The 26262-nt window shown below is 71.9% G+C and carries 26 protein-coding genes and 1 pseudogene; 13 read left to right on the top strand and 14 right to left on the bottom strand.

Annotated features, from left to right (window positions below):
* Positions 1-240: 240 nt before the first annotated feature.
* The 3 genes and pseudogenes from E6J59_14330 to E6J59_14320 all read right to left on the bottom strand — a co-directional run bounded on the left by E6J59_14330 (position 241) and on the right by E6J59_14320 (position 2930).
* A complete protein-coding gene (locus E6J59_14330; GenBank protein ID TMB18581.1) occupies positions 241-984 on the bottom strand; it encodes a hypothetical protein in 744 nt (247 codons plus the stop codon).
* A gap of 167 nt (positions 985-1151) precedes the next feature.
* A pseudogene (locus E6J59_14325) lies at positions 1152-2123 on the bottom strand (hypothetical protein).
* 18 nt (positions 2124-2141) lie between these two features.
* A complete protein-coding gene (locus E6J59_14320) occupies positions 2142-2930 on the bottom strand; it encodes an SDR family oxidoreductase (GenBank protein TMB18580.1) in 789 nt (262 codons plus the stop codon).
* A 91-nt stretch (positions 2931-3021) separates the two neighbouring features.
* Here E6J59_14320 and E6J59_14315 point away from each other — a divergent pair, with 91 nt between their 5' ends.
* The 4 genes from E6J59_14315 (at position 3022) to E6J59_14300 (ending at position 6990) form a co-directional block, all read left to right on the top strand.
* Positions 3022-3207, top strand: coding sequence for a hypothetical protein (locus tag E6J59_14315; GenBank protein TMB18579.1), 186 nt, complete (start codon positions 3022-3024; stop codon positions 3205-3207).
* 50 nt (positions 3208-3257) lie between these two features.
* On the top strand, positions 3258-4445 hold the full coding sequence (locus E6J59_14310) for an acyl-CoA dehydrogenase (GenBank protein TMB18578.1): 1188 nt from the start codon (positions 3258-3260) through the stop codon (positions 4443-4445).
* Positions 4445-5593 (top strand): acyl-CoA dehydrogenase, encoded by a 1149-nt coding sequence (locus tag E6J59_14305; GenBank protein ID TMB18577.1) that lies wholly within the window; start codon positions 4445-4447, stop codon positions 5591-5593. Before E6J59_14310 ends, E6J59_14305 begins: the two co-directional genes overlap by 1 nt.
* 62 nt (positions 5594-5655) lie before the next feature.
* Complete coding sequence (locus E6J59_14300; protein TMB18576.1) at positions 5656-6990, top strand: hypothetical protein; 1335 nt, start codon at positions 5656-5658, stop codon at positions 6988-6990.
* A gap of 161 nt (positions 6991-7151) precedes the next feature.
* On the opposite strand, the gene E6J59_14295 is transcribed toward E6J59_14300, so the two are convergent.
* The 3 genes from E6J59_14295 to E6J59_14285 all read right to left on the bottom strand — a co-directional run bounded on the left by E6J59_14295 (position 7152) and on the right by E6J59_14285 (position 10594).
* Positions 7152-8396, bottom strand: a complete 1245-nt coding sequence (locus E6J59_14295; protein ID TMB18575.1) for a cytochrome P450 — start codon at positions 8394-8396, stop codon at positions 7152-7154.
* Positions 8397-8464: 68 nt separating this feature from the next.
* On the bottom strand, positions 8465-9226 hold the full coding sequence (locus E6J59_14290; GenBank protein TMB18574.1) for a glucose 1-dehydrogenase: 762 nt from the start codon (positions 9224-9226) through the stop codon (positions 8465-8467).
* A 3-nt stretch (positions 9227-9229) separates the two neighbouring features.
* A complete protein-coding gene (locus E6J59_14285; protein TMB18573.1) occupies positions 9230-10594 on the bottom strand; it encodes a glutamine synthetase in 1365 nt (454 codons plus the stop codon).
* Positions 10595-10673: 79 nt separating this feature from the next.
* Here E6J59_14285 and E6J59_14280 point away from each other — a divergent pair, with 79 nt between their 5' ends.
* Complete coding sequence (locus tag E6J59_14280; GenBank protein TMB18572.1) at positions 10674-11057, top strand: MAPEG family protein; 384 nt, start codon at positions 10674-10676, stop codon at positions 11055-11057.
* A gap of 34 nt (positions 11058-11091) precedes the next feature.
* On the opposite strand, the gene E6J59_14275 is transcribed toward E6J59_14280, so the two are convergent.
* Positions 11092-11730: a peroxiredoxin gene (locus E6J59_14275; protein ID TMB18571.1), complete on the bottom strand. Its 639-nt coding sequence runs from the start codon at positions 11728-11730 to the stop codon at positions 11092-11094.
* Between the two features lie 145 nt (positions 11731-11875).
* Between E6J59_14275 and E6J59_14270 the strand changes: the two genes are divergently transcribed.
* Together E6J59_14270 and thiD are read left to right on the top strand one after the other, a co-directional pair.
* Positions 11876-13066, top strand: coding sequence for an amidohydrolase (locus tag E6J59_14270; protein TMB18570.1), 1191 nt, complete (start codon positions 11876-11878; stop codon positions 13064-13066).
* Complete coding sequence (thiD, locus tag E6J59_14265) at positions 13063-13857, top strand: bifunctional hydroxymethylpyrimidine kinase/phosphomethylpyrimidine kinase (protein ID TMB18569.1); 795 nt, start codon at positions 13063-13065, stop codon at positions 13855-13857. Before E6J59_14270 ends, thiD begins: the two co-directional genes overlap by 4 nt.
* A 19-nt stretch (positions 13858-13876) precedes the next feature.
* Here the strand turns inward: thiD and E6J59_14260 are convergent, their stop codons facing one another.
* Positions 13877-14293, bottom strand: coding sequence for a hypothetical protein (locus tag E6J59_14260; protein TMB18568.1), 417 nt, complete (start codon positions 14291-14293; stop codon positions 13877-13879).
* A 109-nt stretch (positions 14294-14402) separates the two neighbouring features.
* On the opposite strand from E6J59_14260, the gene E6J59_14255 reads away from it, so the two are divergent.
* Both E6J59_14255 and E6J59_14250 read left to right on the top strand, forming a co-directional pair.
* Positions 14403-15194: an SDR family oxidoreductase gene (locus tag E6J59_14255; protein TMB18567.1), complete on the top strand. Its 792-nt coding sequence runs from the start codon at positions 14403-14405 to the stop codon at positions 15192-15194.
* 11 nt (positions 15195-15205) lie between these two features.
* On the top strand, positions 15206-15754 hold the full coding sequence (locus E6J59_14250) for a carboxymuconolactone decarboxylase family protein (GenBank protein TMB18566.1): 549 nt from the start codon (positions 15206-15208) through the stop codon (positions 15752-15754).
* On the opposite strand, the gene E6J59_14245 is transcribed toward E6J59_14250, so the two are convergent.
* On the bottom strand, positions 15747-16139 hold the full coding sequence (locus E6J59_14245) for a cupin domain-containing protein (protein TMB18565.1): 393 nt from the start codon (positions 16137-16139) through the stop codon (positions 15747-15749). The genes E6J59_14250 and E6J59_14245 overlap by 8 nt on opposite strands.
* Between E6J59_14245 and E6J59_14240 the strand changes: the two genes are divergently transcribed.
* On the top strand, positions 16138-17112 hold the full coding sequence (locus tag E6J59_14240; GenBank protein TMB18564.1) for an NADPH:quinone oxidoreductase family protein: 975 nt from the start codon (positions 16138-16140) through the stop codon (positions 17110-17112). The genes E6J59_14245 and E6J59_14240 overlap by 2 nt on opposite strands.
* Positions 17113-17142: 30 nt before the next feature.
* Here the strand turns inward: E6J59_14240 and E6J59_14235 are convergent, their stop codons facing one another.
* Both E6J59_14235 and E6J59_14230 read right to left on the bottom strand, forming a co-directional pair.
* Entirely contained in the window at positions 17143-17649 is a 507-nt protein-coding gene (locus E6J59_14235; GenBank protein TMB18563.1) for a hypothetical protein, read from the bottom strand.
* Positions 17650-17698: 49 nt separating this feature from the next.
* The gene (locus E6J59_14230; GenBank protein ID TMB18562.1) at positions 17699-19999 is read right to left on the bottom strand and encodes a CBS domain-containing protein; all 2301 of its coding nucleotides are present in this window, start codon (positions 19997-19999) and stop codon (positions 17699-17701) included.
* Here E6J59_14230 and E6J59_14225 point away from each other — a divergent pair.
* From E6J59_14225 to E6J59_14215, 3 genes are read left to right on the top strand one after another with little or no spacing between them, the layout of a single operon-like run.
* The gene (locus E6J59_14225) at positions 19790-20266 is read left to right on the top strand and encodes a heme-binding protein (protein TMB18561.1); all 477 of its coding nucleotides are present in this window, start codon (positions 19790-19792) and stop codon (positions 20264-20266) included. The genes E6J59_14230 and E6J59_14225 overlap by 210 nt on opposite strands.
* Before the next feature lie 2 nt (positions 20267-20268).
* Positions 20269-21744: a mechanosensitive ion channel gene (locus tag E6J59_14220; GenBank protein TMB18560.1), complete on the top strand. Its 1476-nt coding sequence runs from the start codon at positions 20269-20271 to the stop codon at positions 21742-21744.
* A gap of 59 nt (positions 21745-21803) precedes the next feature.
* A complete protein-coding gene (locus E6J59_14215) occupies positions 21804-22067 on the top strand; it encodes a hypothetical protein (protein ID TMB18559.1) in 264 nt (87 codons plus the stop codon).
* Positions 22068-22148: 81 nt separating this feature from the next.
* Here the strand turns inward: E6J59_14215 and E6J59_14210 are convergent, their stop codons facing one another.
* From E6J59_14210 to E6J59_14200, 3 genes are read right to left on the bottom strand one after another with little or no spacing between them, the layout of a single operon-like run.
* Positions 22149-22625, bottom strand: a complete 477-nt coding sequence (locus tag E6J59_14210) for a hypothetical protein (GenBank protein ID TMB18558.1) — start codon at positions 22623-22625, stop codon at positions 22149-22151.
* 10 nt (positions 22626-22635) lie between these two features.
* Positions 22636-25266, bottom strand: coding sequence for a glucosidase (locus E6J59_14205; protein ID TMB18557.1), 2631 nt, complete (start codon positions 25264-25266; stop codon positions 22636-22638).
* Entirely contained in the window at positions 25259-25903 is a 645-nt protein-coding gene (locus E6J59_14200) for an MOSC domain-containing protein (GenBank protein ID TMB18556.1), read from the bottom strand. The genes E6J59_14205 and E6J59_14200 overlap by 8 nt, the downstream gene beginning before the upstream one ends.
* Positions 25904-26262 lie beyond the last annotated feature (359 nt).

Genomic DNA, 26262 nt, shown 5'->3' with positions numbered 1-26262 from the left:
CCGCCCCTGGAAGCTGTAGGTCCAGCCGAGGAAGGTGTGCGCCTCGGCGGTGGGGTGGAGCGCGATCGACTGCTGGTAGCGCTCGATGGCGGCGTCCAGCTCGCCCTCCATCTGCAGGCGGTAGGCCTCCTGGAGAAGCTCGACCGCCTTCTGGAAGCGCTCCTCCTGGGTCATCCGCTGCAATGATAGCCGAACCGCGCCCGCGGGTCAGCGCCCCGGTCCGCGGGCAGCGCCCGGCGTTTACTCGTCCGCCTCCGGCGGATCGGGCCCGTTCGGGTCCGAGTCGATGGGCCAGTTGGGCCGGAGCTGGCGGAGCCGCGCCGCCATCGCCGCGATGCGCCCCGCGTGCTGCAGATCGTTCGCGACGTTGGTCAGCTCGTACGGGTCGTTCACCAGGTCGTACAGCTCGAGCTCGAAGACGGTGTTGGGATCGCCCGGAGTGACGGCCGTCTCGGTGTACTTCCACTGCGCCTCGTGCACCGTGGCCCACGGGTGGCTTCCGGGCCAGCCCTCGGTCAGGAAGTCCGTGCGCCAGGTCGGCTGGGTGCCGTCGATCACGCGCACCAGGCTCCTCCCGTCCTGCGTGATCGGCACGCTCGCGCCCGCCAGCTCGGCGAAGGTGGAGGCCAGGTCGATGTTGAGCGCGAAGCGCGTCTCCGTGCGCGGCAGCGGCGCGAGCTTCGGGTAGTAGACCAGCATGGGCGAGCGGATCGCCTCCTCGAAGGGCTTGTTCTTCGCCTGCATGCGGTGCTCGCCCCAGAGGAAGCCGTTGTCCGAGAAGAAGACGACCATCGTGTCGTCGGCGATGCCGAGGTTGCGGAGGTGTTCCATGATGCCGGTGATGCCGTACGTCGTGCTCCCGCCGATCGCCTCGTCGACCGCCTGCAGCATCTCGAGCTGGTCGATGCGGAGCTGGTCCATGTCCGCCATCCCCTGCGCGTCGAGGAGCGGCGTGTTCTGCACCCAGGTCGGCTTACCGGACACGTCGGCCTCGTTGTAGCTCGGCGGCCGCCAGGGAGCGATCGTCTGGAACAGGCCGTCGTGGCGGGGGGCGGCGATGAACGGCCCGTGGGGCGTCTCCCGTGGAAGTTCTCGACGTAGCCGCCCATGCCGTCGGGCTCGACGATCCTGTAGTTGAAGTACCCGACGTTCTTCATGCCGTGCCACTTCCCGATGAGGCTCGTCCGGTAGCCGGCCGCTTGCAGCCAGGTGCCGACCGAGGAAGTGTCATCGAAGTCGTCCGCCCCGCCGTTGTTGCCGCCGTTCTTGTAGACCCCCGTCCGGTGCGAGTACTGCCCGGAGAGGATGCTCGATCGGCTCGGGCAGCAGAGCGGCGTGGTCATGAAAGCCTGGGGGAACTCGACGCCATGGTCCGCCAGCTCGGCCCGCGTGCGCGGCATGATGGCCGCCGCCGAAGGCGAGTGGGTCGCGCCGGTCGTGTCCCAGCGCTGGTCGTCGGTCAGGATGAAGACGATGTTCGGGCGGAGCGGCTGCGGGTTCGGACCCCAGCGCTCGACCCACACGCCGAGGAGCGTGTGCAGGCAGCCGCGCAGCGCCGCGCTGTCGACCCCGCTCCCGGGCGGCGGGAGCGCTGCGGCGCACTGCGGCCCGACGGCAGGCACCACCACCCCGCTCGCGTCCTGGGCGACGATGACGAGGCACTTGTTGCGCAGCTTGTCGAGTTGCCTCCGCGCCCTGACGTCGGCTTTCGCCTCGGGGATGCCGTTCACCCGGTCGCGGAGCTTGCGGCCGACGTAGCTCGCCATGGCCCTGCCGATTCGCTTCTGGCAGTTGAGCTGCGCCTTGAGCAGCCGGTGGTCGACCGCCGCGCTCGGCGGGTCGTTCGACCCGTAGCCGAGGGCGACGGCGTCGGTCACGAGCGTGCCGGCGCAGGCGGGAGGCGGGCTCTGCTTGCAGATCGTGCCGGGGCCGGAGCGGAGGATCCGGTCGTTACAGCGCGCCGCCAGGCGGACGCTCTTCTCGAGCCGGCTCGCCTCGCTGCGGAGGGTGCACCCCGCGGCGGCCGGCCCCGGCGCGAGGGTTCCGCACACGACCGCCACGACGACCGCCACGACCAAGAGGGCGCGACTCGCAGCCCCCGGATCGTTCGCCGCAGCCGACATGGGTACTCGGACAGCCTCCTAGCGCAGCTCCTCCGAGACGTAGCCCCGCATCACCCCCATCGCGAGCCGCGCCACCTGCTTGCGCGGCGCGAGGCGAAGCGACCACGCGCGGGCCTTGTTGAGCCCGCCCACGATGACCGAGGGCTTCTTGCCGAGCGCGGCGAAGGCCGTCTCGACCACGCTCTCGGGCGTGGCGCCCGGATGGGGCTTCTCCCCGGCGACCGCCTGGAACTCGGTGTCGACCGGCCCCGGCGAGAGCGCGAGCACGTCCACACCCGTCGTCCGGTTCTCCACCCACAGCGCCTCGCCCAGCATCAGGTCGAAGGCCTTGGTCGCCCCGTAGGTGGCCGCGAAGCCGAGCGGCTGGTAGCCGGCCACCGACGACACGATGATGACGGCGCCCCGTCGCCGGGCCTGCATCGCGGGGAGAAAGGCGTGCGTGAGCGCCGCGACCGCGAGGCAGTTGACGCGGATCATCCCCAGGATCCGATCGCGCGGGACCCGGTCGAACCGCCCCACCCTGCTGAAGCCGGCGTTGTTGATCAGGATGCCGATCTCGAGGTCGCGCACCCACTCGACCAGGCGCTCGGCCACGCCGTCGCGCTCGAGGTCCTCGGGGATGACGCGCGTCTTCACGCCATGCTTCTCGCTCAGCTCGGTGCCGAGCGCCTTCAGCCGGTCCGCCCGGCGCGCGACCAGGACCACGTTGACGCTCTGCGCCGCGAGCTTGCGGGCGAACGCCGTGCCGATACCCGCCGACGCGCCGGTGACGAGCGCCCATTCGCCGTAGGACTTGAGTGACGTCATGCGGCGGCCTTAGCCGCCTTGCCGGCGGGTGTCCAGAGGAGTAGAGAGGCTTCTTTCGACGCCGCCTCGCGTGTCGCGGGAGGAGTGGACGATGGACCCGACGCAGGAGCTGGCACAGTTCGAGCCCGACCCGGAGGGCGTGGGAAGCCTCGAGCCCGCTGCCGCCTCCGCCACCCCGGAGGACGACCCCCAGTGGATCGTGTGGCCCGACGCCGCCGAGGAAGCGGCATGGGCCGCCGCCGAGCTGACCCAGATGACGACCGCCTGGTGGCCCTGACCCGCGCCGTCCGTTGATCTAAGGCGCGGGCTCGACTAGCGTCGGCCGCCATGGCCGACCTGGAGAGCTTCCGCGAGGAGACCCGCCGCTGGCTGGTCGCGAACGCCCCGGCGTCGATGTACACGCCGCCGCAGAGTCCCGACGAGGTCTGCTGGGGCGGCAGAAAGGCGCGCTACCCCGACGACGTCAAGCGCTGGCTCGACGTGACGGCCGAGCGCGGCTGGACCGCGCCCACCTGGCCGCGCGAGTACGGCGGCGGCGCGCTCTCGAAGGCCGAGGCGAAGGTGCTGGCGGAGGAGATGGCGAAGCTGCGTCTTCGCCCGCCGCTCATCGGCTTCGGCCTCTCCATGATCGGCCCGCTCCTGCTGCAGGAGGGCAGCGAGGAGTTGAAGCGCGAGCACCTGCCGCCCATGGTGCGCGGCGAGATCCGCTGGTGCCAGGGCTACTCCGAGCCGGGTGCGGGCTCCGACCTGGCGGGCCTCCAGACCCGGGCCGTGCGCGACGGCGACGTCTTCGTGCTGAACGGGCAGAAGGTGTGGACCTCGTTCGCCGACAAGGCGGACTGGATGTTCCTCCTCGTGCGCACCGACTTCGAGGCGCCCAAGCACTCGGGCATCACCTTCCTGCTCATGGACATGGAGACGCCGGGCGTGACGGTCCGGCCGATCAAGCTGATCAGCGGCTCCTCGCCCTTCTGCGAGACGTTCCTCGCCGACGTACGCGTGCCGGTGCGCAACGTGGTCGGGCGCGTGAACGGCGGCTGGCTGCTCGCGAAGGCCCTCCTCGGCCACGAGCGCACCATGATCGCCGACGCGTTCAAGGAACGCGACGACGCGACGCGGCTCGTGTCGCTCGCCCGCCGCTACGTCGGCGAGGAGAGCGGGCGCGTCGCGGATGCGCGCGTCCGTGACCGCATCGCGCAGATCGAGATGGACCAGGCCTGTCTCGATCTCACGCTCGCGCGCGCGCGCGACGGCGCCAAGGCCGGCCACAAGCCCGGGCCCGAGTCGTCGATCTTCAAGCTCTACGGGACGGAGCTGAACCAGCGCCGCCGCGAGCTGATGGTGGAGATGCTGGGGCCGCAGGCGCTCGGCTGGGAGGGCCCGGGGTTCGCGGAGGAGGAGCTCAGGACCACGCGCGACTGGCTCCGCTCGCGCGGCAACTCGATCGAGGGCGGCACCTCGGAGATCCAGCTCAACATCATCGCCAAGCGCGTGCTCGGGCTCCCCGACGACTGATGGACCTGGTCCTCTCGGAGGAGCAGGAGCTCCTCCAGCACACGGCACGCGAGTTCGTCGCGGGGCGTTCGTCCTTGAAGCGCATCCGCGCGCTGCGCGACACGGCCGATCCGGACGGCTTCTCGCGCGCGCTCTGGCGCGAGATGGCGCGGCTCGGCTGGACGGGCATCATCCTGCCGGAGGAGCACGGCGGCCTCGGGCTCGGCTACCGGGACCTGATGGTCGTCATGGAGGAGCTCGGGCGCGGCCTCATGCCCGAACCGATGCTGTCGACGGTCCTCCTCGGCGCGAACGCCATCCTGCTCGGCGGCAGCGATGCGCAGCGCCGTGAGCACCTCCCCGCGGCGGCCGCGGGGGAGCGTTTCCTCGCGCTCGCCTGGCAGGAGCCCGGCAGCCGCTACGACCCGCACCACGTCGAGACGCGTGCCGAGCGTGCCGGCGGCGGCTGGCGGCTCCGCGGCGAGAAGATCCAGGTGCTCGATGGCGCCGCCGCGGACCGCCTCGCCGTGTCGGCGCGCACGGCCGGCGGGGCGGGCGACGTCGACGGCATCACGCTGTTCGTGATCCGCCCCGACGCGCCCGGCGTGGCGCTCGAGCGGCAGGTGCGTGTCGACGGCCGGGGCGCGGCGCTCCTCCACCTGGCCGATGCCCGCGTCGAGGCCGACGCCGTGCTCGGCGAGGTCGGCCGCGCCGGCGCGCTCCTGGCGCGCGTCCTCGACCGGGCGACGATCGGTCTCACCGCCGAGATGCTGGGCAGCATGCGCGCCGCCTTCGAGATGACGATCGACTACCTGCAGACGCGCATCCAGTTCGACGTGCCGATCGGGAGCTTCCAGGCGCTCAAGCACCGCGCGGCGCGGATGTTCGTCGAGCTCGAGCTCGCGCGCTCGGCCGTCATGCACGCGCACCGCGTGATCGACGAGGGGCGCGACGACACCGCCGTCGCGCGCGCCGCCAGCATCGCGAAGGCCCGCTGCTCGGATGCCTTCGTGCTGATCGGCAACGAGGGCGTGCAGATACACGGCGGCATCGGCATGACCGACGAGCACGACATCGGCTTCTTCCTGAAGCGCGCGCGCACCGCGCAGCTCACTTTCGGCGACGCGGCCTGGCACCGCGACCGGATGGCGCGGCTGGACGGGTACTGATCCTGCGCCGCTTCGTCGCCGGCCTCGTCCTCCTCGCCGCCTGCTCGCGGCCACCCGAACTGGTGCGGCGGCCGGAGCACCCGCCGCCCGCGCTCCTCATCCGCGACGTGCCCGTCCTCGATGTCGAGGCGGGGACGCTCGTGCCGCACCGCGACGTGCTGCTGGTGGGCGACCGCGTGAGCCGCGTGGCGGCAGCGGGAACCGTGAGCCCTCCGCCGGGCGCCGCCACGATCGCGGGCGGCGGCGCCACCCTCCTGCCCGGCCTGATCGACATGCACGGGCACGTGGGCGGCAACCCCGCGCCCCCCTGGCGGGGCGGGCTGCCCGACCTCGACGCCAACCTGCGCGCCTACCTCTACTGCGGCGTGACCACCATCCTCGACCCCGCGGACATCGCGAGCCAGATCTTCCCGCGCCGGGAGCGCGTCGAGCGCGGCGAGCTGCTCGGGCCGACCATCTACGCCGCCGGGCCCATGTTCACTGCGCCCGGCGGTCATCCCGTGCCCGTCCTGCGCCAGCTCGCGCCGTGGTGGCTCCGCTGGTACCTGATCCCGCGCCTCGCGGTGCAGGTCGACACTCCCGAAGCGGCGCGCAGCGCGGTGGACGAGGTGGTCGGCAAGGGCGCCGACGTGATCAAGATCGGCGTCGACCACCTCCCCGACCAGGCGCCGCGCATCCGCGGCGAGGTGCTCGCGGCCGTGGTGGACGAGGCGCGCCGCCGCGGCGTGCGGGCCGTGGCGCACATCGGCACGGTCGAGGACGCGCTCGACGCCGCGCGCGCCGGCGTGGCCGCCTGGATGCACGGCGTCTACAAGGAGCGCATCGCGGACGAGACCATCCCCGAGCTCGCCGCCTTCCGCATCCCGATGGTGGCAACCACGGTCGTGTTCGAGAGCTACGCGCTGATCGGTCAGGGGCCGCGCCCGCCGACGCCGCTCGAGCGCGAGACCGCGCCGGCGGACGTCCTCGCCGCCTTCGACCACGTTCCGGCCAGCTACGACTTCTCCTTCTTCGGCCCCTACCTCGAGAAGATGAGGGCGCAGCGCGGCGCCTGGCGCGACAACGTGCGGCGCCTGCACGAGGCCGGCGTCACGATCCTCGCCGGCAGCGACATGCAGGCGGGCGTTTTTCCCGGCGCCGGCCTCCACCGCGAGCTCCATCTCCTCGCCGAGTCGGGCTTGACGCCCGCCCAGGCGATCCGCGCCGCGACCCTCGACGCGGCACGCTTCCTCGCCGACGGGAAGGAGCCCGACTTCGGCGTGGTCGCCGAGGGCAAGCGCGCCGATCTGCTGCTGGTGGACGGCGATCCGACGCAGAACCTCGATGCGCTCGCGCGTATCCGGGCAGTGGTCAAGGGCGGCGTGGTTCTGGAGCGGCGGGCGATCGGGGGAAGCTGATCCGCGGCGTCGGCGACACGCGGACGCGAGTGGGCATGGTAGCGAAGAAGGCGCTGGAGCCGACCGCCGGGTGACTGAGCGACCTCATGCCGGCGCCGGTGGCCGACGGCGGCTCGGCGCCGCGGCGCCAGATCGGCGTGAGCTCATCCGGCGGCGGCGCCTCAGCGCGCCGGCGTGAACTCGACCCGCATGCGCTTGATGCCGTGGATGAACGCCGACTGGAGCATGTCGGGCGCCCCCGTGACGTGGATGTCGGGCAGGCGGTGCAGCAGCTCGTCGAACATCACCTTGATCTCGCGGCGGGCGAGGTTCGCGCCCAGGCAGAAGTGCGGGCCGCCCGCCCCGAAGCCGAGGTGGTCGTTCGGCGTGCGCGTGGCGTCGAAGCGGTAGGGATCGGTCCAGAACGCCTCGTCGCGGTTCGCCGAGTTGTACCAGAGAACGACCTTGTCGCCGGCGCGGATCGGCTGCCCGCCGATCTCGACGTCGCGCGTCGCCGTGCGCCGGAAGTGGATCACGGGCGTGGCCCAGCGTACGATCTCCTCGACGGCGGCCGGCGCGATCCGCTCGAAATCGGCCATCCATCGCGCGCGCTCGGCGGGGAAGTCGGTGAGCGCCTTCATGCCGTGGCTGATCGCGTTGCGCGTCGTCTCGTTGCCCGCGACCACGAGGAGGATGAAGAACGACCCGAGCTCCTGGCTGGTCAGGCGCTCGCCGTCGACCTCGGCCTGGATGAGGGCCGTGGTGATGTCGTCGCGGGGGTGGGTGCGGCGCGCGTCCGCGAGCGCCTGGGCGTACTGGAAGAGCTCGAGCGCCGCCGCGATGAGGTCGTCGCGGCTGCTGGCGTACTCGGGATCGCCCACGCCGAGGATGATGTTCGTGAGCTCGAAGATGCGCCGGTGGTCGGACTCGGGGATGCCCATCATGTCGCAGATGATGCGCAGGGGGAGCGCCGCGGCGACCTCCTCGACGAAGTCGCACGCCCCCTTGGGGGCCACCGCATCGACGATCCGGCGCGCCTGCGCCCGCACGGCCTCTTCGACCTGCTTGATGGTGCGGGGGGTGAACCCGGCACTCACCAGCTTCCGGAGCTTCGTGTGCCGGGGGGCGTCCATGCTGATCATCGAGCCGAAGAACTCGTTCAGCTCGGGCGTCTGGTCGGGGATGCTGACGCCGTGCCCGGAGACGAAGGCCTCCGCGTCCATGCTCGCCCGCACGACGTCCGCGTAGCGCGTCACCGCCCAGAAGCCGGGCCCCTTCGGCACGCCCGGGAAGTCGGCCTCCTCGTGGAACGACACCGGGCGCTCGGCGCGGAGCTTCGCGAAGATGCCCTCGCGGTCGGGGCGGAGCCAGAGCGCCAGGTCGCCCAGTTTGATGTCGTCCAGCGCGAGGTGGGTGGTGGGCGTCACGCGAACGCGTGGGAGCTTGTCACTTTTCGCGCCGCTGGTGCAAACAGCCGTCGGGTGAAGCGTGGGGTCTACTGCGCCGTGAACCCCCCGTCGGCCACGATCTCCGCGCCCGTCACGTAGGACGACTCGTCCGAGGCGAGGAAGAGCGCGACGTGCGCGATCTCGCGCGGGTGCGCGATCCGGCCGAGCGGGATCGCGTCCTCGAACGATTTCCGCTTGGCCGGGTCCTTCAGATGGGGCGCCTGCATCGGCGTGTCGATGATCCCGGGGTGGATGATGTTGCAGCGCACGTTCTGGCGCGCGAGCTGGATGGCGATCGATTTCGTGAGCGAGATGAGCGCGCCCTTGGCGCTGGTGTACGAGTCCTGCGCTACGGTGAAGCCGGCCAGGGCAGAGACCGAGCCCACGTTGATGATCGAGCCGCCGCCCGAGCGGATCAGGTGGGGAATGCCGTGCTTCATCACGAGGAACGGCCCCTTCAGGTTGATCGCCTGCACGCGGTCCCAGTCGGCCTCCTTGGTGTCGAGGACCGACCTGTCCTTGTCCTTCCAGAGGACGCCGGCGTTGTTGTAGAGGATGTGCAGGCCGCGGAAGCGCTTCGCGCCGGCGGCGATCATGCGCTTCACGTCGGCCTCCTTCGCGACGTCGCCCACGACCGCGAGCGCCTGCCCGCCCCGGCGCTCGATCATCGTGACCGTCTCCCTGGCCGCCTTGGGGTCGATGTCGGCGACGACGACCGATGCGCCCTCCTTCGCGAAGAGCAGCGCGCCCTCGCGTCCCTGCCCCATCCCCGCCCCGGTGATGAACGCGATCTTGCCCGCCAGCCGCATCCCTCAGATCCTCTCGAAGTTCCGCTCGAGCTCCCAGCTCGTGACCACCTTGTCGAACGCCTCGAGCTCGAGCCGCGCCGTGTGCAGGTAGTGCTCGTAGACTTCCTCGCCGAAGGCCTCGCGCGCGACCTTGCCCTTCTCGAGGGCCGCCACCGCCTCACGCAGCGAGCCCGGCACCCGCGGCAGGCGGTCGTCCTCGTAGGCGTTGCCGCGGTAGAGGGGCGGCGGCTTCAACTTCTTCTCGACGCCGTGGAGGCCGGCGGCGATGGTCGCGGCGAAGGCCAGGTAGGGGTTCGCGTCCGCGCCGGGGATGCGGTTCTCGACCCGGAGCGACGGGCCTTCGCCGCACGGGCGAAAGCCGGTCGTACGGTTGTCCCACGACCAGGCGATGCGCGTGGGCGCGAACGTCCCCGCCTGGTAGCGCTTGTAGGAGTTGACGTAGGGCGCATAGAACCACGCGAGCTCGCGCGCGCACGCCATCTGGCCCGCCACCCAGTGGCCGAAGAGCGCCGAGCCGTGCGGCTTCCCCTGCTCGTGGAAGAGGTTCCGCCGCCCGGCCCTGTTCCACAGGCTCGAGTGCAGGTGAAAGCTCGACCCGGCCTGGCTCATGTCGACCTTCGCCATGAAGGTGATGCTGACGCCCTTCGCGTGCGCGATCTCCTTGGCGCCGTTCTTGTAGATGACGTGGTCGTCGGCGGTGGGGATGGGCTCGCCGTGGCGCAGGTTGATCTCCTGCTGCCCGGCGCTCCACTCGCCCTTGCTCGACTCGACCTGGATGCCGGCGCCCAGCATGCCGTTTCGGATGTCGCGGTGGACGAACTCCTCCTTGGTGGTCTGCAGGATGTGGTAGTCCTCGGCGTAGTAGCCGATCGGCTGGAGGCCGCTGTAGCGCTTCCTCCGCGCCGTCTCGTAGGAATCCCTGAAGAGGAAGAACTCGAGCTCGGAGGCGACGTGGACCCGGTAGCCGCGCGCGGCCGCGCGCTCGACCTGGCGCTGGAGGATGCGGCGCGGGGACGCCTCGATGGGCTGGTGATGCTCGTCCTCGAGATCGCACAGGACGAGCGCCGTCTTCTCGAGCCAGGGGATGCGGCGGAGCGTCGTCCAGTCGGGCACGGCGTGGAAGTCCTGGTAGCCGGTCGCCCAGCTCGCCATGCGGTAGCCGGGGAGCGGCGTCATGTCGACGTCGACCGTGAGGAGATAGGCGCAGGCATGCATCCCGCCGCGCGCCACCTGGTCCAGGAAGAAGCTCCCGGTGACACGCTTTCCCATGAGCCGGCCCTGCAAGTCGGGGAAGGCGACCAGGACCGTGTCGATCTCGCCGCCGCGCACGAGCTTCTCGAGGGCCTCGCGACTCAGGTTGCCGGGCATGGCGCCTCTTAGCAGAGGATTTGCATTTCTCCCAAATCCGGTGTTTTCGCTGGACGGGTACGAAAGGAGGGGGGCCGGGATGAATGTCGCCGTCTTCTGCACGGGTATGCTGGGGCTGCTCGTGTTCGGACTCGGGTTCGGGGTGTCGGCGCTGCGGGGGTCGACCAGGACGAACTTCGCCTACACGGTCGACCCGACCGACCGGCTCTACAAGATGGTGCGGGCGCACGGGAACGCCGCCGAATACGCACCCATGCTGGCCATCCTGATCCTGTACCTGGGCTCGCAGCAGCCGGGGCGCTTCGTGACATGGACCTTCGTGGCCGCGACCGCGTGCCGCTACCTGCACGCGCTCGGGATGATCCTGGCGAAGAGCCTCGACCGGACCGACCCGCTGCGCTTCGTGGGCGCGCTCGGGACCTACGTCACGGGCTTCATGCTGGTGGCGGCGGTGCTCCGGTGACGGCGGCGGGCGCCGCCGTCACGCGGGCGCCAGCTCAGCGGTTCGGCTGCGGCGTCATCCGGAGGTAGGGCTTGAGTGCCTTGTAGCCCTTCGGGAACTTGCGCTTCAGCTCCGCCGGATCCGTGAGCGACGGCACGATCACGCAGTCGTCGCCCTGCTTCCAGTTGACGGGCGTCGCCACCTGGTACTGGTCGGTCAGCTGGAGCGAGTCGAGGACGCGCAGGATCTCGTCGAAGTTGCGCCCCGTGCTCGCGGGGTAGGTGATCATCGCCCGCACCTTCTTGTTCGGGTCGATGAGGAAGACCGAGCGCACGGTGAGCGTGTCGTTCGCCTTCGGGTGGATCATGCCGTAGAGGTTCGAGACCTTCCGGTCCGGATCGCCGATGAGCGGGAAGTTCATCTTGGCGTGCTGCGTCTCCTCGATGTCGCCGAGCCAGCCCTTGTGCGACTTGATGTCGTCCACGCTCACCGCGATGGCCTTGCAGTTGCGCTTCTCGAGCTCGGCCTTGATCTTCGCGACGTAGCCGAGCTCCGTGGTGCAGACCGGCGTGAAGTCCTTGGGATGCGACATGAGCAGGCACCACTTGTTGCCGACCCACTCGTGGAAGCGGATCTTCCCCTCCGTGGTCTCCGCTTCGAAGTCGGGCGCGATGTCCCCCAGTTGGATCGCCATGACAATCCTCCTTGTGTGGTGGTTCGAAGGCGATGCGTAGCGCGGGCCACGGGATGCGTCAACGGGGCGGGCACTGCGCGGCGGCGTGAGTGCACCTCCTGGCCGGGCGCTTTCGTCAGCCGGCCGCCTCCATTATCCTCCCCGCGTGCTTCACCGCCTGCCCTGGGACGGCGCGATCGATGCCGACGGGCACATCCTCGAGCCGCCCGACCTCTGGGACCGCTACCTCGAGCCCGCCCATCGGGACCGCCCGCTCGGCGTGCGCAGGGGGTCCGACGGCCTCGAGTACCTGGAGATCGCCGGCAAGCCGTCCAAAATGGTCCGCAAGAACCTGCCCGCCGGCCTGGGCGCGATGGACCTGGTGGGGAAGATCCCGCCCCCGCCCCGTGCGCCGACCGGCCTCATGTACCTCGACAACGCCGGCCTCGGCGCGTGGGACGCGAAGGAGCGCCTCGAGCGGCTCGAGCGCGAGAACCTCGCCGCCGGCATCCTCTACCCCACGCTCGGCGTCCTGTGGGAGGCCGAGTGCGAGGACCTCGAGCTGGCGCAGGCCTACACGCGCGCCTACAACCGCTGGATCGTCGACTTCTGCCGCGACGGCGGCGGCCGCCTGGTGCCGATCGCGCACATCTCCCTCGGTCTCCCCGAGGCGGCCGAGCGCGAGCTCGAGCGCGCGGCGCGCGACGGCGTGAAGGGCGTTTTCGTCGCGCCCTTCGTCATGACGAGGAAGCCGCCGGGTCATCCCGACCACGACCGCGTCTTCCGCCTCGCCGAGGAGACCGGCCTCCCGGTCGGCATCCACCCGACCTTCGAGCCCTTCTGGGCCGCGCCCGGGCGCTTCGGGCGCATGACCGACGCCTCGCTCGCCTTCCTCATCAACGTGACCGCGCCGGACGCCGTGCGCCACGCCTTCACCTCGTTCTTCCAGTTCGGCGTGTTCGAGAAGTTCCCGCGCCTGAAGGTGGTGGTGCTCGAGTCGGGCGCGGGCTGGATCGGCCACTGGCTCGAGCGCATGGACGCGGTCCACGCCTCGCCGCTCGGCCGCAGCGTCCCCTTGAAGGAGAAGCCGAGCTTCTACTTCCAGCGCCAGTGCTGGATCTCGTGCGATCCCGACGAGCGCTCGCTCGTGGGCGTGATCCCGCTGGTCGGCGAGCGGCGCTTCTTCTGGGCCTCCGATTTTCCGCACCCCGATCACCCACCGGAGTACGTGAAGGAGCTGACCGAGCTGGTGGGGCTCCTGCCGCCCTCCGCGCGCCGGCCGCTCCTCGGCGACAACGTGCGCGAGGCCTACGGCCTCCCGCCGCGGCCCGAGGCCGGCGCCGGCCGGGCGGCGTGACCGGCGTCCCCGTCGCGCTCACCATCGCGGGCTCCGACCCGAGCGGCGGGGCGGGCATCCAGGCCGATCTCCGCACCTTCGCGGCCTTCGGCGTGTACGGCGCGAGCGTCGTGACCGCGCTCACGGCGCAGGACAGGCGCGGCGTGCAGGCGATCGCGGAGGTCGCGCCGGCCTTCGTCGCCCGGCAGCTCGATGCCGTGCTCGACGAGCTCGAGGTGCGCGCGGCGAAGACCGGCATGCTCCACCGCGCCGGCGTGATCGACGCCGTCGTCGCCCGCCTGCGGGCGCGGCCGCTGCCGCCCCTGGTCGTCGACCCGGTGATGGCGGCGACCAGCGGGGACGTGCTGCTCGAGCCTGCCGGGATCGCCGTGCTCCGCGACCGCCTCCTGCCCCTCGCCACGCTCGTCACGCCGAACCTCCACGAGGCGGAGGTGCTGACGGGCCGCGCGGTCACGACCGTCGCCGAGATGCGCGAGGCGGCGCGCGCGCTGGTCGGGCTGGGCGCCCGCGGCGTGCTCCTCAAGGGCGGTCACCTCGCGGGCGATGCGGTCGACGTGCTCTACGACGGCCGCGGGTTCCGCGAGCTGCGCGCGTCCCGCATCGAGGGCCGACGCCTCCACGGCACGGGCTGCGTGCTCTCGGCCGCGATCACGGCCGCGCTCGCCCTCGGACGTGGCCTGGAGGACGCGGTGGCGGAGGCCAAGCGCCACATCACGCGCGTGATCGCGACCGCGCCCGAGGTCGGCGACGGCTCACGCTGCACGGCGAGCGCGCCGAAGGAACGGCCATGATCGCTCCGCCGGGATCGGGCTACTGCTGCTGAGCGCCGCCTGGCTCCGGCACCAGCCGGAGCGTGAGGGGATGTGAGAAGTGCCGGACGATGACATCGCTCCAGTACTTGGCCGCCATCGCCTTCGCCACCCGCTCGGCGTAGTCCGGCGCCGGCTCTCCGCGCACGCGCTCGAGCTGCTCCCCCGCGATCCGCACGCCGACGAAGGGCGCCGTCTGGTTCTTCTCGATCCGCCCCGCGGCGCGCGGTCCGAGGCGGACGTAGACCTGGTCGTCGATCACCACCAGCCAGACGCGAAACCAGTGCGCGGCCTCGCCGGCGGCGGTCGTGCGCAGCTCGATGGTGCTCGCGTCGGCCCAGGCGCGCGGGGTCCACCCGGCCGCGGCGGGTGCGGCGACGAGCACGGAGAGAAGGAAGGCCCCGGCCACGCGCGTCATGTGGTCGCGCTTACTCGGGGACATGCCGCCCGGTCAAGACTCCCACCCGCGTTGATGACTCCCACCGCGTTGACTCGGGCGCGCGTCGTTGGCTAGCCTGCCGACGCACATGGCGGGTGAGTCCACGCGCTTCGCCGGCCGGGTCGCCGTCGTGACAGGCGCGGCGAGCGGTATCGGGAAGGCGACGGCCGCCCGCCTCGCGCGCGAGGGCGCCCGGGTCGCGGCGGTCGACCGGCACCTGGTCGGCGCCGAGGAGACGGCGGCCGCCATCCGCGCCGCTGGCGGCACGGCGCGGGCCTACGCCTGCGACGTCGCCGACAGCGCGCAGGTCGCGGCGGCGGCGCAGGCGATCGAGCGTGACCTGAGCTCCGTCGACGTGCTCGCCAACGTGGCCGGCATCGGCGACGCCGTCGGGAGCGACATCACGGAGCTCGACGACGCGCGCTGGAACCTCGTCCTCGCCGTCAACCTGAGCGGCACCTTCTACTGGTGCCGCGCACTCCTTCCGGGCATGGCAGCGCGCGGGTGCGGTGCGGTGGTGAACGTCTCCTCCCTCGCCGGGCGCTCGAAGAGCGCGAACGCCGGGGCCGCCTACACGGCGAGCAAGGCGGGGCTCCTCGGCCTCACGCGTCACCTCGCCTTCGACTACGGCCCGCGCGGCGTGCGCGTGAACGCCATCTGCCCGGGCGGCGTCGACACGCCGCTCCTGCGTGCCGGCCGCGCCGGCGAGACGCCGGAGGAGCGCTCTGTCCGCCTCACCGCGTACGGCCACTTCATGCCCATCAAGCGCATCTCGACCCCCGACGAGCAGGCCGCCGCGATCGCCTTCCTCGCCTCGGACGAGGCCTCCTACATCAACGGCGTCTCGCTCGACGTGAACGGCGGCCTCTTCATGGCCTGAAGGAGAACCGCGTGGCCCGCCTCCCCTACGTCGATCCCGCCAGCGCGCCGGAGCACGTGCACGAGGTGCTCGACCGGCTCCCCGTGAACCTGAACGTCTTCCGCATGATGGCGCACGCGGAGAACGACTTCCGCCCGCTGGTCGGGCTCGGCACGGCCATCCTCGGGCGCCAGAAGCTCTCGGCGAAGCTCCGCGAGCTGGCCATCCTGCGCGTCGCCGCCCTCTCCCCGGCGCGCTACGAGTGGGTGCAGCACGTGCCGATCGCGCAGGCGACGGGTGCGGCCGACGCCCAGATCGCCGCCCTCGAGCGCGGCGACATCGCGGCCGACGCCTTCGATCCGCTCGAGTGCGCGGTGCTCCGCTTCACGACCGAGGTGGTGCGCGACGTGCGCGCCTCCGACGCGACCTTCGCCGAGCTCGCCCGGCGCCTCTCCGCGCAGGAGATCGTCGAGCTGATCCTCACCGTCGGTTACTACATGATGATCGCGCGCCTCCTCGAGACGACCGCGGTCGACCTCGACCCGCCGGCCGGGACGAAGGTGGTGGACGCGATCAGGTGAGCGGGTCCGGTGCGCACGCACCCCCGTCCTTCAGCTCGACCAGCAACTCGCGGAAGCGCGTCCCGCTCCGGTTGACGGCGCGCTCCGTGCCGCCCCGCGGCACGAAGAAGATCTGGCCGGGCTCCACCGAGAAGCGCAACGACTCGCCGTCCGGCCGGTCCGCGTCGATGCTCGTGCCCTCGAGGATGTAGAGGAGGTAGTCGAGCGTGTGGCGGTGGAGGTCCGACGACTCGCCGGGCTCGAGCCCCATCTCCCACACCTTCACGCGCTCGTTCTCGAACAGGAGCCGCGTGGCGACGTTGCCGAGCTGGGCGGCCTCGAGCATGTGGCGCTCCTTTCGCGCGGGTTGCGTCGGCCCCGCGTCGTCGGCGATAGAGTAGCGCATGCGCGCGATCGTCGTCGACCGCTGGATGGAGCCCGCGGACCTGCGGGTACGCGAGGCGCCGGAACCCGAGCTGGCGCCCGGGACGCTCGCCGTCGAGGTGCGGGCGGCGGGCTGCAACTTCTTCGACCTCCTCATGGTGCGCGGGCAGTACCAGGTGAAGCCGCCCTTCCCGTTCGTCCCGGGCGCCGAGCTGGCCGGCGTGGTGCGCGCCGTCGGCGCCGGCGTGGAGGGTTTCGCCGCGGGCGACCGCGTCCTCGCCTCGGTGCCGCTCGGCGCCTTCGCGGAGCGCGCGGTGGTGCCGGCGCCCGGTGCGTGGCGCATGCCGGAGGGCATGTCGTTCGAGGCGGGCGCCTCCTTCCCGATCGTCTATCCGACGTCGTACGCGGGGCTCGTGTTCCGAGCGGGTCTCCGCCGCGGCGAGACGCTCCTCGTGCACGCGGCGGCCGGCGGCGTCGGCATCGCCGCCGTGCAGATCGGCAAGGCGCTCGGCGCGCGTGTCATCGCGACCGCGGGCGGCGCCGACAAGCTCGCGGTGGCGCGCCGCGCGGGCGCCGACGTCGCCATCGACTACCGGGGTGCCGACTGGGTCGACCAGGTGCGCGCGGCGACCGACGGCCACGGCGCGGACGTCATCTACGATCCGGTCGGGGGCGACGTGTTCGACGGCTCGCTCAGGTGCATCGCCTGGAACGGGCGGCTCCTGGTGATCGGCTTCGCGAGCGGACGCATCCCGGAGGTGAAGCTGAACCGCGTGCTGCTGAAGAACATCGCGCTCGTCGGCCTCCACTGGGGCGCGCACGCCCTCCACCAGCCCGAGCGCATCTCGGAGACGCTGGCCGCGCTGCTCGCACTCTACCGCGAGGGCAAGGTCGAGCCGGTGGTGTACCGGACCTATCCGCTCGAGGAGCTGCCCGCGGCACTCGAGGCCCTCGGGTCGCGGCAGAGCTACGGCAAGGTCGTGGTCGCGCCGTAGCTCAAGGTGACCCTCGCCCGTGCCGGTTGCTCACCGTGCGTCCCCCGGCGCGCGGGCGCCCGCTGCAGGCGGCCCGGACACGAGCCGCTCGCGCTCCCTGACCCCGATCTCTCCAGCGGGAGCGTTTCCTCCGCCGGCACCGCGGGCTCGGCGCCTGGCGCTCCTCGCCTCGAGCCGCGCCAGCCGCTCCTCGATCCCGCGCAGGTCGGCCCGCGTCGCCAGGTTGAGGCGCTTCATGGTGGCGGACAGCGCCCGAGCCGCTCGGTGCTCGACCCGGGTGAGCACCTTCTCGGCCCGCGCCTCGAACTCGCGCCGGCCGCGCTTCATGCGCCGCTCGATGTCGGTCCTCAGGCGGCGCGCCTGCTTCATCAAGCTGCCGAGGGCGCGCTGCCGGCTCGTGGTGAGGTAGCGCGCGGCCTCCGTGCGCGCGCGCGCCACCAGCCTGGACCTCTCCCTCACCAGCAGCCGGAGCGTCTGTCGCAGCGGCTGGAGCCCCTTCCCCGCCGGGGTCTTCCTCGACTTCCTGCGTGCCGGCATGGTTTCCCTCCTTTCGTGTTGCGAGCGCGCTCCGCGCCGATCCGGCCCTTCACGCGGCTCGCGCCAGGCGAAGCCCCTCCGCCGTCCCGGCGAGCACGAGCACGTCGCCCGGCTCCAGGGGCCGGTCGGGGTCGGGCAGCTCGTACCCACGGTCGTCCTGCTGCCCACGTGGGTGCACGGCGAGGACGGCGACGCCGTAGCGGGCCCGGCAATCGATGTCCCGCAGACTCCGGCCGACCCAGCGCTGCGGCACCTCGATGGACATCACCCGGTAGCGGTCGGCCCACTGCGGCTCGGCGGTCTTGAGCCAGGTCGGGATCGAGGTGGCGCCGAGCGTCGCCACGGTGCGGTTGTACGCCGCGATGAGGTCGGCGCGCGAGAGCATCCCGAGCAGCCGCCGGCGGTTGGCCGGATCCACCACCGGCACGTCCTCGAGGGCCTCGGCCTCCATGCGGCGGAACGCCTCGCCGAGCCCGTCGTCCGGCGTGAGCGTGAGCGCGGGTGGATCGCAGAGGTCGCGCGCCTCGAGGTGCGGATCGAGCTTCTCCTCGAGGACGAGCGTGCGCAGGGCGGCGAACGAGAGCACCCCCACCAGCTCGTCCTCTCCCCCGACCACCGGGAACGTCGCGCTGCGGCTCTGCCGGACCAGGCCGAGGATCTCGGGAAGCGGGTGATGCTCCGGGATCGAGTCGAACTCGCGCCGGTAGACCGTCGCGACGGGGATACGCTCCAGGACCACCCGGTCCGTCGGGGCGTGCAGGCTCTTCCCCTCGGCGGTGAGGCCGAGCGTGTCGATGGATTCCGGCTCGAGCCGGGTGGCGATCATCAAGCTCAGGATGGTGGTGATCAACGCCGGAACGGCGACGGCGTAGGACTGGGTCATCTCGAAGAGGAGGAAGATCGCGGTGAGCGGCGCGTGCGTGGTCGCCGCCAGGAAGGCGCCGAGACCCACGAGCGCGTAGGAGCCGCGCGGCCCCGTCAGCCCGGGCAGGAGCACCGTCGAGAGCGCGCGGAAGCTTCCCCCCGTCATGGCCCCGATGAAGAAGATGGGCCCGAAGACGCCGCCCGGCGCGCCGCAGCCGAGCGAGAGCGTGCTGCCGGCGATCTTCGCGAGCGCGAGGATGGCCATGAGCGAAGGGGCGAGCCGGCCGGCGAGCGCCTCGTTGACGACCCCGTAGCCGTCCGAGATGTTCCCCGGCACGCGGATGTCCAGCACGCCGACGAGCGCGAGCCCGGCGAGCAGGACGGCTGCCCGCGGCCAGGCGAGGCGGCGCAGATACCCGGCGACGGCATGGAAGAGGCGCGTGTAGGCCGCCGCCAACAGGCCGAGGACGACACCGAGCGCCGCGTAGGTGAAGCACTCCCAGTAGCTCTCGAGGGTAAAGGAGGGCACCACGAAGACCGGCAGGCTTCCGAAGAGGCCGCGCGCGACGATGACCGCCGTCGTGGTGGCGATCACGATCTGCGTGAAGTTGACGAGGCGCACCTCGCCCAGGAGCACGATCTCGTGCGCGAACATGAGCGCGCCGAGGGGGGCGTTGAAGGTCGTCGCGATGCCGGCGGCGGCGCCGCAGGCGATCAGGATCTTGCGCTGTTCGCTGGAGAGGCGCGCCAGCTGGGCGACGGCGCTGCCGATCGAGCCCCCGATCTGCGCGATGGGCCCCTCGCGGCCGACGGCCGCGCCCGCTCCCAGCGACACCGCCGCCCCGAGCGTCTTCACCACCATCCAGCGCCGCTTCACGCGCGCGCCCTGCAGGTGCAGCATCTCGAGAAAGCGCGGGAAGCCGTAGCCGAGCACCTCGCCCGGAAAGAGCCGGTCGAGGAGCAGCAGGACGAGGCCGCCGGCGACGAGGGCCAGGGGGATGCCGCCGTCTCCAAGCCGGGCGGCTTGCCCCTGGAAGAGCCAGGTGCAGCCGCGAATGGCGGCGCGAAAGACGATGTTGCCCGCCGCCCCGAGGATGCCGGTCACCACCGCCAGCGTGACCGGCCAGGCGCGCTCGGTCTCGCGCTGCAGGACTTCACGCCATCGCAGCGGCTGCGCCACTCGAAGCACATAGCAAGACCGCCCCGGCGAGGCGAGCAGTGTATCGGGCGGCAGGCCGGCGGCATCCAAGGCATCGCAGGCGAGGAGGATGCCGCCATGAGGACCGTGTCCGCCGCTCTCGTCGCAGCCGCCATCGTTCTCGGGGCCTCCACGCTCCGCGCGGCCGACGAGCTCGCAGTGAAGAAGGTGCTCTCCCTGAGTGCGGCCATGAAGATCGCGGCCGCCGCTCAGGCGGAGGCGGCCAGGAGAGGCGCGACCGTGGTCATCGCGGTGGTGGACGACGGGGGCAATCTCATCGTGCTCCACCGCCTCGACGACACGCAGGTGGCGAGCGTCGACGTCGGCATCGGGAAGGCCCGGACGGCGGCGATCTTCCGCAGGCCCAGCAAGGAGTTCGAGGACCAGATCCGCTCCGGCCGGGTAGCCGCCCTCGCCCTGCCCGGTGCCACGCCGTTGCAGGGCGGCGTGCCGATCACCGTGGACGGCAAGGTCGTCGGCGCGATCGGCGTGAGCGGCAACACCCCGCAGGAGGACGAGGACATCGCGAAGGCCGGCGCGGCGCTGTTCAAGTAGCCATGGCGGGCGCGAACCTCAGGGACCAGATCGCGGACGCGGGGCCGGCGGTGGTCGTGCTGGTCGCGGCCACGCTCGTGCTGCTCGCCATCCCGCTCCTGCGGTGGCTCGTCCCGCACGGCCAGCAGCATCGGGGCGGGCCGGCGCGGCTCTTTCTCGGCCTCGCCGTCGTGCTGTCTCTCGGCGCCGTCGCCATCGGCACGATGGGCGTCGCCTCGCCGGGCAGCGTCCTCCAGCTCATGAGCGTGCTCGCGCTGATGATCGGCCTGGTCGGGGTGAGCGGCCTCGTCGTCTTCGACCTCGTCCTGCCGCGGCTCCGCATCCACGTCCCGTCGATCCTGCGCGACCTGATCGAGGTCGCGGTCGCGGTCGCGATCGGCATGGGGTTCCTGCGTCTCGCCGGCCTCGACGTCTTCTCGCTCGTCACCACCTCCGCGGTGCTGACCGCCGTCGTCGGGCTCGCGCTCCAGAGCACGATCGCGAACGTCTTCAGCGGCCTCGGGCTCCAGCTCGACCGCACGCTCCGGCAGGGCGAGTGGATCGAGGTCGGCAGCCACGTGGGGAAGATCCTCGAGATCGGCTGGCGCTCGACCCGCATCCAGACCAAGGACGGCGACACGGTCTTCGTGCCGAACAGCGAGCTCGTCTCGAAGGAGGTGCTCAACTTCGGGCGGCCCGCGGGAACGCACCGCATGACCGTGCGCATCGGCTTTCACTACCGCCATCCGCCGCACGAGGTGCGGCGCGTCCTGCTGGCCGCGGTCCGGGACACGGCCGGGGTGGTGAGCCACCCCGCGCCGGACTGCGGCCCGGTCGACTTCGGCGACAGCGCGGTGCTCTACGCCCTGCGCTACTGGATCGCCGACTTCGCGCACGACACGACCATTGACGAGGAGGTCCGGGCCCGCCTCTGGTATGCGGCGCAGCGCGCCGGCCTGGAGATCCCGTTCCCCATCCGCACGCTCGTCTCCATTCACGACGCGGCCAGCGTGCGCGCCGCGGCCGAGGCGCACGAGCAGAGCGAAGGGCTCCGCCTCCTCGGCGCGGTCGAGCCCCTGAGCCGGCTCGACGAGGAGAGCCGGCGGCGCTGCGCGCGCGGCATGCGCCGGCTCGCGTTCGCCCCGGGCGAGCAGATCGGGCGCGACTCTCTGTGCGTGATCGCTTCCGGCGAGGTCGGCGTGCAGAACGGCGCGGGCGGTGAAGCGGCGACGCTCGGGCCGGGCGAGTTGCTGCTCCCGGGCGGAGACGCCGGCGCGCCCGGCTGCTCCGCGCGCTCCGAGGTCGTCCTCTACCGGATCGACGAGCGAACGTTGACAGATATCCTCGCCGGCCACCCCGGGCTGGCTGCCGGCCTCGCCGCGATCGCGGCGGCTCGCCAGGCCGCGCTCGAGGCCGAGGCTGGCCACTCCTCGGCTCCCGGCCGGCGGGCAGCCGAGCCCGCGGCCGGGCTGATCAAGCGCCTGCTCGGGCAGCGGTGAGCTGAAACCTCCTTCGGCGCCCGGACGTCCAAGCGCCAGCACAACCCAAAGGAGGTCGGATGAACACGAAGGGTTTGCTCATTGCCAGTGCGGCCGCGATGCTGTTCCTGTCGGGTGCCGTCAGCGCCAGGGCCGAGGAGAAGGCCGGCGGTGACCAGGTGATCTGCGACGGCATCAACGCCTGCAAGGGGCAGGGCAGCTGTGCGGGCGCGGGCCACTCCTGCGCGGGCAAGAACGCCTGCAAGGGTCAGGGCCATACCAAGACCACTGCGGCCGACTGCAAGGCCAAGGGCGGCAAGGTCGAAGCGGAGGCGAAGAAGTAGGTCAGCCGGCGGGGGCCCCCGGGCAGGTGCTCGGGGCCCCTCGCCTCCCCAGGTCACCGCTACACGGCTGAGCGTCCTGGGCTACGGACGGAAGCCCGAGCGCAGGTAGTCCACTCCCGAGCGGTGGCAGCCCGTGCACACGGGGAGGCCGCGGCCGAAGGAGACGCCGCGGTTGGTGCCATCGAGGGTCTCGTAGAAGAGCCAGCCCCTGCCCGCGGCGCCGCTCCGCCGCCGGACCTTGGTCATGACCGAATAGCCGATCACCTGCTGCGTGCCGCCGAAGTACAGCTCCTTCACCATCGCGGCGCCCTTGTGGAAGACCGTCCGGCCGGCGCGCAGGTCGTCGGCCAGGATCGGGTCGTAGAAGGTGCGGACGTTCATGCCGTGCGCCCCGCTCGACGAGACGTGCACCGCGGGCTCCGCAGCGTACGACGCGCGGTAGGTCCCCGCCTTCAACCAGGCGAGGAGGGGACCTTTCCGTCGCGGGGGTACCTCGCTCTGTGCGCGCGCCACCTGTGCCACGAGCGCCAGAGCCACGAGGACGAGCGTCCGTCGCATGAGCGTCCCGTCACCCGGCGCGGCTGCGCGCCAGATCCTCGAAGCAGCGGATGGCGAGCGTCGTCCAGCCCTGGTAGCGCGCGCCGATCCCCCGGCCGGTGTCGCCGCAGAAGAACTCGGCGAAGGTGACGAGGTCGCGCCAGTGAGGATCGTCGCGGAAGCGCGGGTCGTGCCCCTGGCAGGGGCGGCGGCCGTCGGCGTCCGGGACGAAGAGGCCCGCGAGCCGGCGGTAGAGCTCCTGCGCGACCTCATGGAGATTCATGTGTCGCCCCGAGCCGGTGGGGCACTCGACGCGCAGGTCGTCGCCGTAGAAGTGGTGGTAGCGCTCGAGCGCCTCGGCGAGCAGGTAGTTCAGCGGGAACCACACCGGGCCGCGCCAGTTGGAGTTGCCCCCGAAGAGACCGCTGTCCGACTCGGCGGGCGTGTAGTGGACCCCATACTCCTGCCCGTCCACCGTGAGCACGAACGGGCGCTCGCGGTGCGCCCGCGAGAGCGAGCGGATGCCGTGCGGGGAGAGGAGCTCGTTCTCGTCCAGCATGTAGCGGAGCACCCGCTCCAGCCGCTCGCGCGACGGGATCGCCAGGAGCCGGCGCCCGCGGCCGGTCTCGGCCCACGCGATGTGGCGCGCGAGGTCGGGCCGGTTGTCGAGGAACCAGTGCATGCGCTTCGCGAACCCGGGGAAGCGCTCGAGCGCCTCCTCGTCGAGCACCGTGCACGCGAGGAGTGGGATCAGCCCCACCATCGAGCGGACCCGGAGCGGGACGACGCGCCCGTTCGTCAGCAGCTGGTCGTAGTAGAACCCGTCGTCGGGACACCAGAGGCCCGAGCCGCCGAACGCGTTCATGGCGTCGGCGATGGCGACGAAGTGCTCGAAGAACTTGGAGGCCATGTCCTCGCAGGCGGGATCCTCGCGGGCGAGCTCGAGCGCCATCTCGAGCAGGGTCACGCAGTAGAAGCCCATCCACGCGGTGCCGTCGGCCTGCTCGAGCGTGCCGCCCCCCGGCAGCGGCCGGGAGCGGTCGAACACGCCGATGTTGTCGAGGCCGAGGAAGCCACCGCCGAAGAGGTGGTGCCCCTCGCTGTCCTTGCGGTTCACCCACCAGGTGAAGTTGAGGCAGAGCTTCTGGAAGAGGCGCGAGAGGAAGAGCCGGTCGCGCCCGCCGCGCGGCCCGGTCATCTTGTAGACGCGCCACGCCGACCAGGCGTGCACCGGCGGGTTCACGTCGCCGAAGGCGAACTCGTACGCCGGCAGCTGGCCGCTCGGGTGCATGTACCACTCGCGCGTGAAGAGGACGAGCTGCTCCTTCGCGAAGGACGGGTCGACGCGCGCGAACGGGATCATGTGGAAGGCGAGGTCCCAGGCGGCGTACCACGGGTACTCCCAGCCCTCGGGCATCGAGATGACGTCGCGGTTGTAGAGGTGCGGCCAGTCGTGGTTGCGGCCCTCGCGCCGGCTCGGGGGCGGCGGCGGCTGCGCCGGGTCGCCCTCGAGCCAGTCCTTCACGACGTAGTGGTAGAACTTCTTCGACCAGAGCAGGCTCGCGTAGGCCTGACGGACGACGGCCTGCTCGCCCTCGCCGAGCGTCCCGGGGATGTGGCGGGCGTAGAACGCGTCCGCCTCGCGGATGCGGTCCGCGAAGACGCGGCTCGGGTCGGGGCCGGCGGCCTCCGCGTCGGCGGTGAGGCGCAGCTGGAGCGTCACCGCGCCGCCCGCCGGGATCTCGAGCCGGTAGTGGCAGGCGGCCTTCGTGCCCAGGCCCTCGGGGTTCACGGCGTCGGCCCGCCCGTGGACGACGTAGTCGTGGAACGCGTCCTTGACGTACGGGACCGGGTTCGGCACGCCGAACAGGCGCGCGACGTTGGTCTCGTTGTCGGTGAAGAGGAGCCCGGGCGCGCCGTCGGCCACCAGCCGGTAGCGGCCGAGCGAGGCGTGCTCGGCAACGATCGTCCCGTCGCCCGCCCGCGCGAGCCGCGGCTTCGGCCAGTAGCCCTCGCCCGTGCGGCCCCACGACCAGGTGTTGCGGAACCAGAGGGTGGGGAGCACGTGGAGCGGCGCCGCGTCCGGGCCGCGGTTCGCGATCGTGAGGCGGACGAGGATGTCCTCGGGCGACGCCTTGGCGTACTCGGCGGTGACGTCGAAGTAGCGGCCGTCGTCGAAGACGCCGGTGTCGACCAGCTCGAACTCGGCGTCGTGCTTCCCGCGGCGGCGGTTCTCCGCGACCAGCCAGGTGTAGGGGTATGCGCGCTGGGGATACTTGTAGAGCGCCTTCAGGTACGAGTGCGTGGGCGTCGCGTCGAGGTAGAAGTAGCACTCCTTCACGTCCTCGCCGTGGTTGCCCTCGGGGCCCGTCAGGCCGAAGAGGCGCTCCTTCAGGATGGGGTCGCGCTCGTTCCAGAGCGCCAGCGCGAAGCAGAGCCGGCCCTCGCGGTCGGTGATCCCGAGGAGCCCGTCCTCGCCCCAGCGGTAGGCGCGGCTGCGCGCGTGGTCGTGGGGCAGGTAGTCCCAGCAGGTGCCGTCGGGCGAGTAGTCCTCGCGCACGGTGCCCCACTGGCGCTCGGCCAGGTACGGTCCCCAGCGCTTCCAGTTGCGTTCACGGCGAGCGTCCTCCTCGAGGCGGCGCTCCTCCAGCGTCTCAGCCATGGTGCTCGAGCCTTTCCAGGAAGTGGGCCCGCCAGCTCGCGGGGAGGGCCGGGACCCGGGTCGCCCGCCGCAGGGCCTCGTCGTCGGGATGCTCGCCGACGTACAATCGTGTGACCTCGGCGATGCTCACGCCCAGCTCGTCGCGGGCGACGAGCTCGATCGCGTCGCCGGCTCCCACCTCCCCCTCCCGCAGGACGGCGAGGTAGAGCCCCGTGCGGCCGCTCGCCAGGAAACGCTTCACCATGTCCGCGCGCCCGAACCGGATGCCCAGCTTGTAGCAGGGAAGCCGCGGCTGGGTGACGAGCAGCTCGGCGGAGCCGACGCGGAAGCGGTCGCCCACGTGGACCGCGTCCTCGCGGAGCCCATCGGTGGTCAGGTTCTCACCGAACGCCCCGTAGGGAAGCGCGGCGTCCGCCAGCTCGGTCCGCCAGTGGCGGTAGTGCTCGACGGGGTAGGCGTACACCGCCTTCTCCCGCCCGCCATGAACCGCGAGGTCCGCCTGCCGGTCCCCGTCGAGGTTGAGCGAGCGCAGCGCCACGCGGCCGGCGACCGGCTCCTTGAAGATGGCCGTCGTGACCGTCTTTCCGCGCCATGCGACCGCGCGCGGCAGACCGACGTTCACGGAGACGACCCTCATCGCGCCTCCACGATCTGGAGGACGTGCCCGTCGGGATCGCGGACCAGGAACCCGTGTGTGAAGCCCAGCTCGCGCCCGCGAAGCGCGACCGCGCCCGGGGAGACGAACGTCGCGCGCGCCTTGGCGAGCGAGCCCGCTGCAGAGCCGTCGCGGCCGACCAGGCGGGTCTGCCAGTGCGCCACGTCGTTGGCGCGCTCGTCGGGCGGGATCGGCCGGCCGTCGCGCGGCGCCAGGTACTCGAGGAGCTCGATGCCGGGCCCGCGCTCGGCGCGCAGTGCGGTGATGCGCAGCCGGGCGCCGAACACGCTGTTCAGGTGTTCCTGCTCGGTCCCGTAGTTCTCGCTCTCGCCCTTCACCTC

The sequence above is a fragment of the Deltaproteobacteria bacterium genome (assembly GCA_005879795.1).
Taxonomy (GTDB): domain Bacteria; phylum Desulfobacterota; class Binatia; order DP-6; family DP-6; genus DP-6.
The sequence above is the reverse complement of the archived record's forward strand: the minus strand, read 5'-3'. Positions and strand labels throughout refer to the sequence as shown.

Bases quoted from the DNA above. Each gene is read 5' to 3' on its own strand.
- E6J59_14320 (TMB18580.1), bottom strand. From the start codon at position 2,930: ATGACGTCACTCAAGTCCTACGGCGAATGGGCGCTCGTCACCGGCGCG.
- E6J59_14315 (TMB18579.1), top strand. From the start codon at position 3,022: ATGGACCCGACGCAGGAGCTGGCACAGTTCGAGCCCGACCCGGAGGGC.
- E6J59_14310 (TMB18578.1), top strand. From the start codon at position 3,258: ATGGCCGACCTGGAGAGCTTCCGCGAGGAGACCCGCCGCTGGCTGGTC.
- E6J59_14305 (TMB18577.1), top strand. From the start codon at position 4,445: ATGGACCTGGTCCTCTCGGAGGAGCAGGAGCTCCTCCAGCACACGGCA.
- E6J59_14290 (TMB18574.1), bottom strand. From the start codon at position 9,226: ATGCGGCTGGCGGGCAAGATCGCGTTCATCACCGGGGCGGGGATGGGG.
- E6J59_14285 (TMB18573.1), bottom strand. From the start codon at position 10,594: ATGCCCGGCAACCTGAGTCGCGAGGCCCTCGAGAAGCTCGTGCGCGGC.
- E6J59_14280 (TMB18572.1), top strand. From the start codon at position 10,674: ATGAATGTCGCCGTCTTCTGCACGGGTATGCTGGGGCTGCTCGTGTTC.
- E6J59_14275 (TMB18571.1), bottom strand. From the start codon at position 11,730: ATGGCGATCCAACTGGGGGACATCGCGCCCGACTTCGAAGCGGAGACC.
- E6J59_14260 (TMB18568.1), bottom strand. From the start codon at position 14,293: ATGACGCGCGTGGCCGGGGCCTTCCTTCTCTCCGTGCTCGTCGCCGCA.
- E6J59_14255 (TMB18567.1), top strand. From the start codon at position 14,403: ATGGCGGGTGAGTCCACGCGCTTCGCCGGCCGGGTCGCCGTCGTGACA.
- E6J59_14240 (TMB18564.1), top strand. From the start codon at position 16,138: ATGCGCGCGATCGTCGTCGACCGCTGGATGGAGCCCGCGGACCTGCGG.
- E6J59_14245 (TMB18565.1), bottom strand. From the start codon at position 16,139: ATGCGCTACTCTATCGCCGACGACGCGGGGCCGACGCAACCCGCGCGA.
- E6J59_14235 (TMB18563.1), bottom strand. From the start codon at position 17,649: ATGCCGGCACGCAGGAAGTCGAGGAAGACCCCGGCGGGGAAGGGGCTC.
- E6J59_14225 (TMB18561.1), top strand. From the start codon at position 19,790: ATGAGGACCGTGTCCGCCGCTCTCGTCGCAGCCGCCATCGTTCTCGGG.
- E6J59_14220 (TMB18560.1), top strand. From the start codon at position 20,269: ATGGCGGGCGCGAACCTCAGGGACCAGATCGCGGACGCGGGGCCGGCG.
- E6J59_14215 (TMB18559.1), top strand. From the start codon at position 21,804: ATGAACACGAAGGGTTTGCTCATTGCCAGTGCGGCCGCGATGCTGTTC.
- E6J59_14210 (TMB18558.1), bottom strand. From the start codon at position 22,625: ATGCGACGGACGCTCGTCCTCGTGGCTCTGGCGCTCGTGGCACAGGTG.
- E6J59_14205 (TMB18557.1), bottom strand. From the start codon at position 25,266: ATGGCTGAGACGCTGGAGGAGCGCCGCCTCGAGGAGGACGCTCGCCGT.
- E6J59_14200 (TMB18556.1), bottom strand. From the start codon at position 25,903: ATGAGGGTCGTCTCCGTGAACGTCGGTCTGCCGCGCGCGGTCGCATGG.